This is a genomic window from Spirosoma harenae (assembly GCF_054776975.1).
Map to the genome: position 1 here is coordinate 597,868 of NZ_BAAHBD010000008.1, position 13,034 is coordinate 610,901.

11 protein-coding genes are annotated in these 13,034 nt (G+C 42.5%); 6 read left to right on the top strand and 5 right to left on the bottom strand.

The features are described 5' to 3' along the window. Position 1: 1 nt before the first annotated feature. Positions 2-850, bottom strand: coding sequence for a polysaccharide deacetylase family protein (locus ACYVE4_RS10825; protein ID WP_461039789.1), 849 nt, complete (start codon positions 848-850; stop codon positions 2-4). 65 nt (positions 851-915) lie between these two features. Then, complete coding sequence (locus ACYVE4_RS10830; protein WP_461039790.1) at positions 916-1,680, bottom strand: methionyl-tRNA formyltransferase; 765 nt, start codon at positions 1,678-1,680, stop codon at positions 916-918. Between the two features lie 312 nt (positions 1,681-1,992). Here ACYVE4_RS10830 and ACYVE4_RS10835 point away from each other — a divergent pair, with 312 nt between their 5' ends. The 4 genes from ACYVE4_RS10835 to ACYVE4_RS10850 all read left to right on the top strand — a co-directional run bounded on the left by ACYVE4_RS10835 (position 1,993) and on the right by ACYVE4_RS10850 (position 5,675). Then, positions 1,993-2,925, top strand: coding sequence for a glycosyltransferase family 2 protein (locus ACYVE4_RS10835; protein ID WP_461039792.1), 933 nt, complete (start codon positions 1,993-1,995; stop codon positions 2,923-2,925). Positions 2,926-2,967: 42 nt separating this feature from the next. Beyond that, positions 2,968-3,534, top strand: coding sequence for a WcaF family extracellular polysaccharide biosynthesis acetyltransferase (locus ACYVE4_RS10840; RefSeq protein WP_461039794.1), 567 nt, complete (start codon positions 2,968-2,970; stop codon positions 3,532-3,534). Continuing rightward, positions 3,531-4,301 (top strand): glycosyltransferase family 2 protein, encoded by a 771-nt coding sequence (locus ACYVE4_RS10845; protein WP_461039795.1) that lies wholly within the window; start codon positions 3,531-3,533, stop codon positions 4,299-4,301. Before ACYVE4_RS10840 ends, ACYVE4_RS10845 begins: the two co-directional genes overlap by 4 nt. Positions 4,302-4,466: 165 nt before the next feature. Then, the gene (locus tag ACYVE4_RS10850; RefSeq protein ID WP_461039797.1) at positions 4,467-5,675 is read left to right on the top strand and encodes a glycosyltransferase family 4 protein; all 1,209 of its coding nucleotides are present in this window, start codon (positions 4,467-4,469) and stop codon (positions 5,673-5,675) included. A gap of 256 nt (positions 5,676-5,931) precedes the next feature. Here the strand turns inward: ACYVE4_RS10850 and ACYVE4_RS10855 are convergent, their stop codons facing one another. Beyond that, a complete protein-coding gene (locus ACYVE4_RS10855; RefSeq protein WP_461039798.1) occupies positions 5,932-9,531 on the bottom strand; it encodes a beta strand repeat-containing protein in 3,600 nt (1,199 codons plus the stop codon). A 580-nt stretch (positions 9,532-10,111) separates the two neighbouring features. Here ACYVE4_RS10855 and ACYVE4_RS10860 point away from each other — a divergent pair. Then, positions 10,112-10,657 (top strand): Abi-alpha family protein, encoded by a 546-nt coding sequence (locus ACYVE4_RS10860; RefSeq protein ID WP_461039800.1) that lies wholly within the window; start codon positions 10,112-10,114, stop codon positions 10,655-10,657. A 62-nt stretch (positions 10,658-10,719) separates the two neighbouring features. Here ACYVE4_RS10860 and ACYVE4_RS10865 read toward each other — a convergent pair whose 3' ends face one another. Next, positions 10,720-11,955: a PQQ-dependent sugar dehydrogenase gene (locus tag ACYVE4_RS10865; RefSeq protein ID WP_461039801.1), complete on the bottom strand. Its 1,236-nt coding sequence runs from the start codon at positions 11,953-11,955 to the stop codon at positions 10,720-10,722. A gap of 407 nt (positions 11,956-12,362) precedes the next feature. On the opposite strand from ACYVE4_RS10865, the gene ACYVE4_RS10870 reads away from it, so the two are divergent. Beyond that, positions 12,363-12,527: a hypothetical protein gene (locus tag ACYVE4_RS10870; protein ID WP_461039803.1), complete on the top strand. Its 165-nt coding sequence runs from the start codon at positions 12,363-12,365 to the stop codon at positions 12,525-12,527. A 107-nt stretch (positions 12,528-12,634) separates the two neighbouring features. Here the strand turns inward: ACYVE4_RS10870 and ACYVE4_RS10875 are convergent, their stop codons facing one another. Further along, positions 12,635-12,823 (bottom strand): hypothetical protein, encoded by a 189-nt coding sequence (locus ACYVE4_RS10875; protein ID WP_461039805.1) that lies wholly within the window; start codon positions 12,821-12,823, stop codon positions 12,635-12,637. Between the last annotated feature and the right edge of the window lie 211 nt (positions 12,824-13,034).

The window sequence follows — 13,034 nt, forward strand, 5'->3', positions numbered from 1 at the left end:
CTTACACAACTCGCTGAACAACATTTTCCCAGTTTACCTGCTTTTCTGCTTCGGAAAGATCAACAAATGGGAATTCGAGTAGCAACTGTTTCAGCTTGGGCCAGCAACTGCGAAGGCCATAATATGACTTAAATTGCCGTGTTCGACTCAATCCCGGAATCATGGGTTGTTCGGCATCAAAGTCGCGGGGGTGAAAATACGTCATCACATAGGGAGACCTACGCATAAGCGTTTTAATCACAGGGTAAGGGAATAAACGAAAATAACCTCCGCCCGAAAAGATTAAGTCTTGCCCAACTACGGCAGCCGTATTGATCGGAAATTCCTTCAATAGTGTACCGCCTACATTAAGATACCCTGGAGCAAACATGCCTAGCGATGCATCACCACCATGCGAGCGCCGGGCTGAAAATACTGAGCAATCTATCTCGATCCCTTGCTCGATCAGGATGGGAAATACCCATCGATTATACGACTTTATCGAAAAACCCGGTGCCCGGTAGGATCGTACTTTTTTTCCCGTTAAATCTTGTAAATGCTTGATCGATCGTTCCAGGTCAGCCTGAAATTGTTCAGGTGTCTGCTCATAAGCTAGTTGATGAGCGTATGAATGCGTCGCAATTTCGTAGCCAGCGGCATCAATTCGTCGAATTACATCCGGATGCTTATCGGCAACCCAACCGAGGCAAAAAAAGGTAGCCCGCGTATTGGTCTCGTCCAAAAGTTGGAAGATGCGATCCATATTCTGATAAATCCGGCTCTCATACTGCCCCCATTCAGCTTCGGTTCGCGTTGACGCATTATCCAGAATATGAAACCACTCTTCAATATCAAACGTCAGAATATTCATAAAAGTCAATAGTCTTTAGTCACCAGCTAATGGCAGCTATCGACCGTTATATCGGCTTGATAAGATTAATAGAAACGTTTTCCGGCTGCTTTGAAAGCTTCTACATCCTCTCGGGTTGGAAAGGTGAAATACGTCATTTGAGAGGCATCATTCTCAATTAGTTCATAATTTCCTGAATGAATTTTATCGATCGATTTCAGAATGGCATCCATACCCATTTTTTTGGTCACATCAATCAACTCAGCTTGACTCATGTTGCCAATAGCGAGTTTCTCCTGAACCAGAATCGGCCCACTGTCGATACCTTCGTCTACGAAAAATACCGATACGCCCGTATGCGTTTCGCCATGTCTCAACACCCAGAACGATGGCATTAATCCGCGATATTTAGGTAATAGGGCCGTATGTAAATTGATGCAACCATAGGTAGCTACATCGAGAAGCTGTTGTTTAAAGATCTGGTTACCAGCAATTGAGACAAATAAATCAGGTTTATACGCTCGAAGTTTTTCCAGATTTTCTGCTTTATTGATGCTTCCCTCAATGTGAATCAATGGAATGTTTCGTTCGGCCAGCACTTTCCGAACATTATTCTTACTATTCAATTTCGACATCACAAATTTCGTCCCATAGCGGATGAAGAAAGGCAGCCCAAAAATGTCGTACGTTTTCTTCATCTTCTCGCTGAAACTTTCCCGCTTCCCAAACGGCGACACATCGAATACAACCGTAGCCACTACTTCAGCATAAGGCGGTAAGTTTTTCAGTAGATAATCAATATTACGAGCAAGATAAAACGGGTCATCCTGAGTTAGAAATACAAGACGCATAATTGGTATCAAGAAGGTTGTTATTACAAAACTACGTATTCCAATGAAAAGCCTGCTAGCTATTCGTCTACAGAGTTCTCTTTTCTACCATAGAATCTATCGAACACGACCTGACTGTTACTAGTAGTTACCCAAAAATAGTACAAAAACAATATAGCATACTAATGAAGTAGAGTCATTTACTTTGTTGCGTATAAAAAAAGTTATAATATTGCATGATTTATCAACCCCTGGATTTGCCAATAAAAACGGGTCCTGTTCTCGAAAAACGATCAGAATAGGCCATTTATAGGGCAAATGGTGCTATAAGTTATGGCCGACGTATCCGTCATCATTCTGACTTTCAACGAGGAAAAACACATTACTCGTTGTTTACAGAGCCTACTTCCATTTACGGACAAAATTTTCATCGTTGATTCATTCTCAACGGATCGAACAGTGGAAATAGCCCGTTCGATGGGTGCAGTGGTGGTGCAGAATGCCTGGGTCAATTATGCCACGCAATTCAATTATGGTATCGAGCATACGCCTTTCCAAACAAGTTGGCTTATGCGAATGGATGCAGATGAATATGTAATGCCCGAACTAGCCGACGAAATAAATCGTCGTTTATCTGGTTTATCGGCAGACACGGGTGGCGTTTATGTCAAACGGCGGGTGTTCTTCCTGAATCGCTGGATTCGTTACGGTGGTTTCTATCCTATCTGGCTGTTACGGCTATGGCGACGGGGTGATGGGTTTTGTGAGCAGGTCTGGCATGATGAACATATCAAAATAACGAAGGGTGAACCGATTCAGTTTGATCACGACATTGTTGATCACAATCTTAACAATCTGACCTGGTGGACGCAGAAACATAATCATTATACCATTCTGGAAATGATTAATCTGCTCAACTATCGCTATCAATTCGATCAGGCCGAAAAAGTACAACCCAAGTTTTTTGGCACGCAGGATCAACGAATTCGCTATTTGAAAGAGAAGTACGCATCCCTACCCTACTTTACCCGGCCAATCCTTTATTTCCTGTATCGATACTTTGTTCGATTAGGGTTTCTGGACGGTCGACCAGGTTTTGTCTGGTGCTTCCTGCAAGCTTTGTGGTATCGGTTTTTGGTTGATGCCAAACTGCTGGAATTAGACATCCGGATTGGCCGCGATAAGGAAGCGATTATTGATTATTTCCGAACAGAGTACGGCAAAGATCTGAAAGCGATCCGGCCACAACAAGTGACGCATTCCTAAACACAACCCAAAGAAAATCACTCAATTACCTAAGTAACAACTATGACTGACCAGATCAACGGAAAAACCGACTTGTCGCGTTTCGACAATAGCTGGTACGATCATGGTCCACGCTGGCGAGTGATCTTGTGGTTTTTGATCAATGCCTATTTTTTAAATACGTATCTGCCCATTCCAACAAGTCTCCGAATCGCCGTTTTACGACTTTTTGGAGCTAAAATCGGGCGTAATGTCATGATCAAGCCAGCCGTAAATGTCAAATATCCCTGGTTACTTACCGTGGGAGATTACGTCTGGATTGGTGAACAAGTCTGGATCGACAACTTAAGCCCGGTTACTATTGGTAGTCACGCCTGTCTATCGCAGGGAGCTATGATTTTAACAGGCAACCACGATTACCAGCGTTCTACGTTCGATCTGACGACTCGTCCTATTACACTGGAAGATGGCGTCTGGATTGGGGCTAAGGCTGTTGTGTGTGCGGGTGTGCAGTGCGGTTCTCATGCCGTATTATCCGTGAACTCAGTAGCTACGCGTTCATTAGACCCGTATGGCATTTATCAGGGCAATCCGGCTGTTTTCATACGACAACGAATTATCAAAGCGTGAAAGTCTCTATCATAACTGTTGTATATAACGGCGCAGAATTTATTCGAGACTGCATCGAATCCATTGTCAATCAGACATATCCTGATATTGAGTACATCGTTATCGATGGGAAATCGACGGATGGAACGGTGGAAATTGTACAATCGTACGGCACAAAAATTGCTCGTTTTGTCACTGAACCTGACAAAGGATTATACGATGCAATGAATAAAGGAATCCGTTTAGCAACCGGTGACGTAATCGGGCTGTTGAATGCTGACGACTTTTATCGGCATAATCGTGTCATTGAAAATATGGTCGCTACGTTTGAGCGGACAAACAGTGATGCGGTCTACGGTGATATGCTTTATGTGGATCGTGCGAACCCTAACAAACTCAATCGCTACTGGCGTTCAGGATGGTATAGCCCCAATGCCTTTTTATGGGGCTGGATGCCTGGGCACTTGTCATTCTTTGCGAAACGATCGCTTTACTCTACCTACGGCTTGTTCCGACTCGATATGAAAAGTGCCGCTGATTACGAATTGATGCTTCGATTCATCCATAAACACAAAGCTAAGCTGGCTTATATGGACGAAGTAACAATTGTGATGCGCTCGGGAGGTATTAGTAATAGTAGTTTACAGAATCGTGTTCGGGCAAACCGAGAAGATAAACTTGCTTGGCAACTAAATGAACTTAAACCTTATTTTTTCACCTTTTGGCTCAAACCTTTGCGTAAACTGAAGCAATATATTAGTAAGCCTCCCGAAGTTAAGGATCGCTAATCCTACTTGCCGTTAAATCAGATTTAACAATAACGTTAGTTTAAGCCATATATTTTATGCTCTTTACGCGACCAAAACAGGGCACTGGGTCGACCTGAGGTAGCGATACTCGACGAGTTATTCAAGAATTAACAAATGGGTAACACTATTAAAACGCCCTAGCTTATGAACATTGACTTATTCGTTGCTTACCTGCAACATAAATTTAAAGACGACCTATTTACATTAGGGCTTTATCAGTGTATACTTTCCATGCTGGTTGCCTGCTTTGTTTCGGTTGTCTCGATTCCGGTTATTATTAAGATTTCTGAGCTTAAATCGCTCATGGAAAAGCCGGGTGAGCGTCGATCTCATTCCACCCCCACCCCTACCTTCGGCGGTATTGCCATTTTTGCGGGTCTTCTGATTGCCTATTTTCTATGGCCAAGTATTGATCAAACCGAAATCTATCGAACGAATTTATCGATTGCCGGTATGACGATTCTTTTTTTCATCGGCATTAAGGATGATCTGGTAGGAATCGACCCAGCCAAAAAGATCTTGTTTCAGGTATTGGCGGCCATGGTCCTGATTTTCTTTGGCGACCTACGCGTCAATTATTTATATGGAATTCTGGGATTTCATCATGTTGCTGACGCAGTAGGTATTTTATTAACATGCTTTATTTTTATTGCTCTCACCAACGCGATTAACCTCATTGATGGTATTGATGGGTTAGCGGGGGGAATTGCGACTATTGCCAGTGGTACGTTTGGCGGATGGTTTCTGTTAACCAACCATTTTACGATGGCTTGCCTGGCTTTCACATTGACTGGCGCGTTATTAGGCTTCCTTCGGTTCAATTTCTCGAAAACCAGCAAAATTTTCATGGGCAATACGGGTTCGCTCATTATTGGCTTTATGCTGGCTTTCTTTGCGGTCCGATTCGTTAGTTTGAATGCTTCCTATCGCTATGAACCGACTGCGTTTTTCAACGCTCCGATCATAGCCATTGTCATTTTAATTATTCCGATTTTCGATACGTTGCGGGTTTTTCTGGTGCGGATTTTAGCGGGTCGTTCACCGTTCTCTGCCGATCGTAATCATATGCATCATATTTTATTAGACAACGGTCTTTCGCATATTGGTGCAACAGCCGTACTCTGCGGAGTATCGTTATGCAATACGGTTATGTTTCTTTTACTCCATCGTAATATCTCGAATACGTTATCATTAGTGATCATCGGATGTTTGTTCGGGGTTTACATGCTCGTAAGTTTCATTCTCAAAATGCGCGTAAAGTATGTATCAACGCATCCTCGTCGTCGATGGGCTGTTTTACGTCGGGAACTGCAAAACGGACTTACAGGCAAACGTCTGATTGAATACTTATAAGTTTTGTTCAGAAACAGAAAATCCCGTCAGGAATCGATTTCTGACGGGATTTTCTGTTTCTGAATATACTCGTACTAATTTAAATTATAGGGCTTTATAAAGCGTCAGTTTTAAAGTCGATATTTTCCATTATTTACTTTTACATCTTCGTCGATAAGGAAACTCCCCATAAATGTTTCTTCACATTTATGGGGAGTTTCCTTAAAGTTTTAAGCTCAGGAAAGCGTTAGGGTTCCTGGTTCATTGATTTATACAACTACTTTTTAGACGATTGTAACAGCAATTGCTGAACGGCCTGTTTTAAGGATTGTAGTTCCTCTTCCACTTTTTTGAGTTTAGCCTCTTGTTGCTTATTGAGTGAACGCTGCTCCTGATTATCTTTCTCTAACTGAATACTATACAAAGTCAGTTCTTCTATTTTCTCCAGTAGTTTAGCATCCGTCTGATGTAGATCATTGCCATTTTTCACCATTTCTTTTGCAGAGGGTATGCCAGGTAGGTGTTTGTTCACTTGAATAAATTTCCCTACTTCCTCCAAGCTTCTTAGTTTATAGTTGGGTGCGAAAACGTGATCACTCCATTCGTTCGAGTTTTTGATGGCAACTTTTACTTTGTCAGTCAGAATTCCATTTTCTACATACAATTTATATCCGACTGGTATTTTGGTTATTCCTGCTCCAATTACCAACGAATTATCCTGAGTAGGGAACAAATTACCATTTTGCCGTACCCACAAATTATCAGTGCTTCCTGTAACACCGGTTCCATTTACAACCGAAGTAGAAATAACCGTAGTCGATATCACAGTAGAAGAAGCAGCATTCGCTAAATAGATATCCCCATTAGCATCTACCGTTAAAAATTTAGTTGCTGTTCCGGTTGGGACAAAAGTTGATGTTAAATTGGTTAATCGTAAGCCACTAGCCCCTGGTGTACCTTGTGTTATTTCCAATTTGTTCTGAGGAGTACTGGTCCCTATACCAACGCTTACGGAATTAACACCTGATCCGCCAAGCACAATTGAATTACTCTGATTGACAATTGCATTTGCGCCCAGCGCGACAGAATTATTAACCGTAGTTGCTTCATCATTAACACCAGCCGCAACGCCAACAAAAACATTGTTAGTACCAGTCGTATTTCCCTTAAAACCAGCGAATTGGCCAATATAGGTATTGCGAGCTCCGCTTTGGTTGCCGTAGCCCGAACCATCACCTATAAATGTGTTGCCATTACCACTGTTTGTATTAGCCCCCGCTCCGTTGCCCATAAACGTGTTGAAGCCCCCCGCCGTGTTGGTCTGACCGGCTTGATTCCCCAAGAATACATTACTGGCTCCCGTTGAGTTAGCCGCTCCGGCATTAGACCCTACAAAAACATTGTTCCCCCCGGTGGTGTTAGCCGACCCAGCATTGCTACCGGCAAAAATATTAAATGATCCCGTCGTATTACTACGGCCTACATTCACACCGAGGAACGTATTATTGGCTCCAGTGGTATTTGCCCGTCCTGATAAATAACCTAGAAAAGTGTTAGCGTCTGCTGTGGAATTATAGCCTGAAAGGTAACCTACAAACGTATTCTGAGCGCCTATTTGATTGAGAAAACCAGCCTTCGAACCTATCAATACGTTATTACTAACCGTGTTGCTGAAACCAGCCGAATCACCTATAATTACATTGCTTGAACCTATTGTATTCGAAAAGCTAGCAGCACTACCCAACACCACATTATTCACGCCTGCCGTCGTTGAGAAACCTGCACTCGAGCCGACCAGCACATTCTGATAACCATTTGTCGATTTAAAACCAGCGTACTGGCCCAGGAACGTGTTGCGGGTGCCTCCCAGATTTCCAAAGCCTGAACCATCGCCCATAAACGTGTTGCCATTGCCCGTAGTGGTGTTCGCACCGGCTCCATTGCCCATAAACGTATTAAATCCACCTACTGTGTTGGCCTGGCCCGACTGATTGCCCAGAAACACATTACTGGTGCCCGTGGTATTAGCCGCTCCCGCATAGGAGCCTACAAATACATTGTTCCCCCCTGTGGTGTTGCTCTGTCCAGCATTACTCCCCCCAAAGAAGTTAAACGAACCTGTGGTGTTGCTAAGACCTACACTCGCCCCTAAAAAAGTATTCTCAGCTCCAGTGGAGTTATTTTGCCCGGACGAATACCCCAGAAAAGTATTGGCACTGGCTGTGGTACTATAACCGGACTGGTAGCCTACAAACGTATTCTGAACTCCTGTTTGATTAAAAAAACCAGCCTTCGAGCCAACCAATACGTTGTTACTGACTGTATTGTTATAGCCAGCGGAGTCGCCCACAATCACATTACGGGAACCAATCGTATTTAAAAAACTGGCACCACTACCCAGTAATACGTTATTCACACCCGTCGTTGTTGAGTAACCCGCACTTGAACCAACAAATACGTTCTGAGCACCCTGGGTCGTTCTGAAACCAGCATACTGGCCTAAATAGGTATTACGCATGCCTGCCTGATTGGCATAGCCCGAACCATCACCCACAAACGTGTTGCCATTACCAGAAGTAGTACTGGCACCTGATGAGTTACCCACAAACACATTGAAGTTCCCCAATGTGTTATTTATCCCTGATTGATTACCAATAAATACATTGCTGGCCCCGCTCGTGTTACTCTGGCCAGCCCCGCTGCCAGCAAAAAAGTTAAATGAACCTGTTGTATTACTACGACCTACATTAACGCCTATAAATGTGTTATCAGCCCCTGTCGTATTGTTCCGCCCAGTTAAATAACCCAGAAACGTGTTAGACCCAGCCGTTGTAGTATAGCCTGACTGATACCCTATGAATGTGTTCTGAGCGCCAGTCTGATTTAAAAAGCCAGCCTTTGAGCCAACCAATACGTTATTGCTAACTATATTATTATAGCCGGCCGAATCACCTAATATCACATTGTTGGAACCTATCACATTCAGATATGCAGCCCGTATACCAATGCTGATATTGTTGGAACCTGTTGTATTGGAATAACTCGCGGCATTGCCTAGAATCGCATTATTGAGCCCGGTCGTGTTGGCATATCCTGCACTCTCGCCCACAAATACATTTTGCGAACCCACCGTATTATTGTAACCTGCCCGGTAACCTGTGAAGGTGTTATTTGATCCAGAAGTACTTCCAAAACCAGCTTCAGTACCAGAAAAGACGTTCTGAGAACCCGCCACTACTGATCGACCGGCATTATACCCTAGAAAAGCATTTCTGGTACCAGTTGTATTATTATAACCAGCAAAGCTTCCTACAAACGCATTTTGAGAAGCCGTATTTTTATAGCCCGCATAACTCCCCACAAACGCATTATCAACCCCGATGGTGTTCAGATAGCCAGCATATGTCCCCAGGAAAACGTTTTGAGAACCAAGCGTATTGGTGTAACCGGCATAACTGCCTACAAACGCATTTGAATAACCTGTGGTGTTGAACTGGCCAGCATAACTCCCAAGAATTGCATTCTGAGAGCCAATGGTATTATTGACGCCTACATTAATACCAACGAAGGTATTTTGTGAACCTGTTGTATTCGCCTGACCAGCTCCATATCCCATAAAGACATTGTAATATCCTGTGGTTGTGGCCTGCCCAGCATTGTTACCAACAAATACATTGTAAAAGCCCCGCATAGAACTATTCCCGGCGAACGGACCAACCAATGTATTGAAATTACCCGGAGTTGTGGAATTGGGCGTGGTAACCGAATAGTTAATCTGACCGTACCCGCAAATAGGCAAGCCTACAATCAGAAAGTATATCGACAATCGGTTAAAACAGAGAAGACGAGATAAAGTAGCTCCCATAACCTGCATCATGTATGGAAAAGTGTGAAAAAACCCAACCAAGAGTATAATCAAATATATATTATAACCAAAAATTGTGCCTACCCTGTTAATCCTGCCAAAGCAGTATTTATTAACTGGTAGTTGTTTTACTCAATGTTACTGAATTGGCAAATCTGGTAAGTAAATAAGTAATTCTCAGGCATTTAGGGAATCACAAAAACAATCAAAAAGCACGCAAATTCACCGATTAGTCCTGTTTTTACAGAAGAATAACCAGAAACGCCCTACTTAGATCAACTAGAGTAGGCCTACCCTTATGAATCTCTATTTTTTTTGAGTATATGTGCTTTTTCGATTAGTCAGGAGCTATGGGTCAAATCTAACGCTTAAACAAAGTTTGGCATCAATTTTGAAGGTTATTATGCTCGCTCAGTAATCTTATTTTGCCAGTAAATACCCATGAAATTAGGCTAGATTCCCTGGTCTAAAAGGACTAAAAAAGAAAGAAAAAGTCACCTTCAAAGAACGTTCTTTTGCTTAATCCAAAGCAGCATTTAAAGTCAGATACTAGCTTAGCGCACCGTTTAATCTCTTAATTCACTAGATTAATATGGCTTTACTACCTCTTAAACTTCCAAAGTTTTTTAGTAAAAAGCAGGAGAGCCTATCATCTTTAGATATCCCTGTGCCAGATTCTAGTGACGTTGATCCGGCTTTAGACTCATTACTCTATCTGGATGCCTTAGAAGAGAAGGCGAAAATTGAATCTCTTTCATCAGCCCATACGCAGGCTGAAGATTTAGATAGTCTTGAGAAAAATTACCCTGAATTAGTAGAAATTCTTAAAAAATTAGCTCTCGACGAAGCAATCATTCTAAAAGAATTTATCAAGCTTGGAGGACGGCCATTTATCATGGCTCTTTTAAGGCAAAAAAACACTCGATTATCTGTTGAAGGACTCACTTCGTTGCCCAAAAACTATTCTCTGGTCGATCAAAGTGAAAATGTGAAACACGATGATTTCATTCCTAATTATTTAATCGATTTATCTCGTCAGGGAATGATAGCCGTACCAAAAGGAATGCATATGTCTGAAACAACGATTTACTATGATCGGATTGATTTCTGTGAAATCAAGCCAACAAAGCGTACTTAATAAACCAGTCACTATTTCAATCGATCCTGATTGCTCAAAAAAGCACTCCAGCAACTTCTGACTTACTTTTCTTTTGGTGCAAACTGTTTGATTGTCCCCTGATGATCAAGTAGGAATACTTCACCCGCAGCATCTTCGCCAAAAGCGGAAATGGAGCCAGCACCTGAAATAAGTAACTGATTACCAACCCGCTTATTCCCCTCAAAAGCCAACGCCCATACTTTGCCGCTGGCATAATCAGCGTATAAATAGCTACCCACTAATTCAGGATGGCGGGTTCCTCTATAAACAACTCCGCCTGTAATCGAAACGCCTTCCGAACGAGGATATTGATGTATTGGATCGATCAAATTACCTGTATCACAATCTTTACGAGGATTAAAGCAGGTGTCAGCCTCTTTCAGCCGCCAACCATAATTTCCACCTTTTATAATAATATCAATTTCTTCGAATTGATTTTGCCCAACATCACCTGCCCAAATCTGACCTGTTTTCCGATCAAAACTAAAGCGCCAGGGATTTCGAAGACCATACGCAAAGATTTCCTCCCGAAGTCCTTCCTGATTACCGGCAAATGGGTTGTCAGCCGGAATCCCGTAAGTACCTTTATCTTGCTTGTTAATATCCAGTCGGAGGATCTTTCCTAGCCAGAAAGTCCGATTCTGCGCATAATTATGCTGGTCGCCCCAGGCACCGCCGTCGCCCGTCGAAATATAGAGATAACCGTCTGGACCGAATGCAATTTTGCCGCCATTGTGATTATCATAGGGTTGCGCAAAGCGAAGAATAACCTTTTCAGTAGCTGGATCAACCGTCATCTGGTCAGCACTGGAAACTTGGTACCGTGCAATGACTGATTCTAACGGATTTCGCTTAGTGTAGTAAACGTAAAAGAATCCATTGCGCTTAAAGTCAGGGTGAAAAGCCAGGCCAAGTAACCCCATCTCGCCTTCAGACGAGACTTTCCCTTTGATATCCAGGTAAATCGAAGCTTTCTGAACAGCCGGGTTCTTATCAAATACGCGGATACGTCCTTCCTGCTCCAGAACGAAAAGTCGATTACTCCCGTCACCTGCCTGAATAAATTCTACTGGTCGATCGAAGGTCAGCTTTGGGAAGGCGTTTACCAGTTGCCACTGATCAGCATATCCAACAATCCCATTTTCGAATCGACCGGAATTTCCTATTTGTTCATTAACAGAAACCAGCCCAGCCATTGGTAGCATTATGGCCAGGCCAATAACCGCTAAAACGCGTTTTCCAGTAGCGCTGAAATGAGTTCTGGACAACAAAAGCATATTTATCTTTCAGATTTGTCTACTAAAAATAAGCCATACCTACTGATAAACTAGGCATGATAACTTAAATCTGCTTTATAAAGTGCTCGAGTCTAATGATAAAGCATTTGTTAAGCTATCCACCGTATAATGCGCCAAAAATTATTGTACTACCTCTTCCCTGGCCTGTGTGTCAAGGCCCTTCTCCTACTGCTCATCAGTGGTCGATTCATGTATAGTACCGATTATTTATTGGCTACTATTACCTTTTTCTCGTCCATTTTTCTGACGACCCTTGCCTTAGTTGTCAATTTCCAATTACAAAAATAATTGGAGCACCGTTACTTTCCCTTTTGTTAGCAGTCAAAAGCATTAAATATTAGTTATTTTTTATAACTATTCTGTTAAGCATAATAAGGCTACATTATATGAACCGTCTTTGGCATACCTTGGCTATTGAGCTTCGGCGCATAGCTCGTAATGCTTTCGACCGGATGCTGCCATTTTTACCCGGCCCATGGACGCTGATTATCGCCATTTCGTTCTGGCTATTTTGCCTGGCGATAAAGTTACTAATCGGCCTATTAGTCTAACGGGCACATTAACATAACTTAAACAAATGACACGCTGTCGTTGGGAAGGATTTCCCAACGAACCTTTTTTCACCGCATACGTTTCTGATCTATTTTGTCCCCTCTATTTATATCGTAGGGGGTACAAAATATTTGAACCGATTTATCAATTCCTGCTTGACGATCTGGTCAGCTACGTAGGCAAAGTTGCTGGGTCGGGGAAGCCGGTTCGAGATGGCAAACGCTTCAAGCCGCTTATTATACAAGCTTGTCGATTCCTCTTTGAAATTTAGCAGTTTGTAGTTATTTATTTCCATAGGCTTGTTTAAGTTTGAGAAGTAAGAACCTAAAGACAGGCAAATTCTGATCCAAACGATCAGTTGAATAGCCCTTTCAGAGCAAAAAAGCGGAATACTTATTTTACGTTACCTCGCCGTATCCTCCTCTCTAATCCTGTCAGAGATAACCAAACAAATTCATTAAGAATTGCCCACTTTTTCTTATCATGCAACAACTGTTATAGTTTTT

Coding starts and splice junctions, on each gene's coding strand:
- ACYVE4_RS10825 (WP_461039789.1), bottom strand. CDS start 850: ATGAATATTCTGACGTTTGATATTGAAGAGTGGTTTCATATTCTGGAT.
- ACYVE4_RS10830 (WP_461039790.1), bottom strand. CDS start 1,680: ATGCGTCTTGTATTTCTAACTCAGGATGACCCGTTTTATCTTGCTCGT.
- ACYVE4_RS10835 (WP_461039792.1), top strand. CDS start 1,993: ATGGCCGACGTATCCGTCATCATTCTGACTTTCAACGAGGAAAAACAC.
- ACYVE4_RS10840 (WP_461039794.1), top strand. CDS start 2,968: ATGACTGACCAGATCAACGGAAAAACCGACTTGTCGCGTTTCGACAAT.
- ACYVE4_RS10850 (WP_461039797.1), top strand. CDS start 4,467: ATGAACATTGACTTATTCGTTGCTTACCTGCAACATAAATTTAAAGAC.
- ACYVE4_RS10855 (WP_461039798.1), bottom strand. CDS start 9,531: ATGATGCAGGTTATGGGAGCTACTTTATCTCGTCTTCTCTGTTTTAAC.
- ACYVE4_RS10860 (WP_461039800.1), top strand. CDS start 10,112: ATGGCTTTACTACCTCTTAAACTTCCAAAGTTTTTTAGTAAAAAGCAG.
- ACYVE4_RS10865 (WP_461039801.1), bottom strand. CDS start 11,955: ATGCTTTTGTTGTCCAGAACTCATTTCAGCGCTACTGGAAAACGCGTT.
- ACYVE4_RS10870 (WP_461039803.1), top strand. CDS start 12,363: ATGAACCGTCTTTGGCATACCTTGGCTATTGAGCTTCGGCGCATAGCT.
- ACYVE4_RS10875 (WP_461039805.1), bottom strand. CDS start 12,823: ATGGAAATAAATAACTACAAACTGCTAAATTTCAAAGAGGAATCGACA.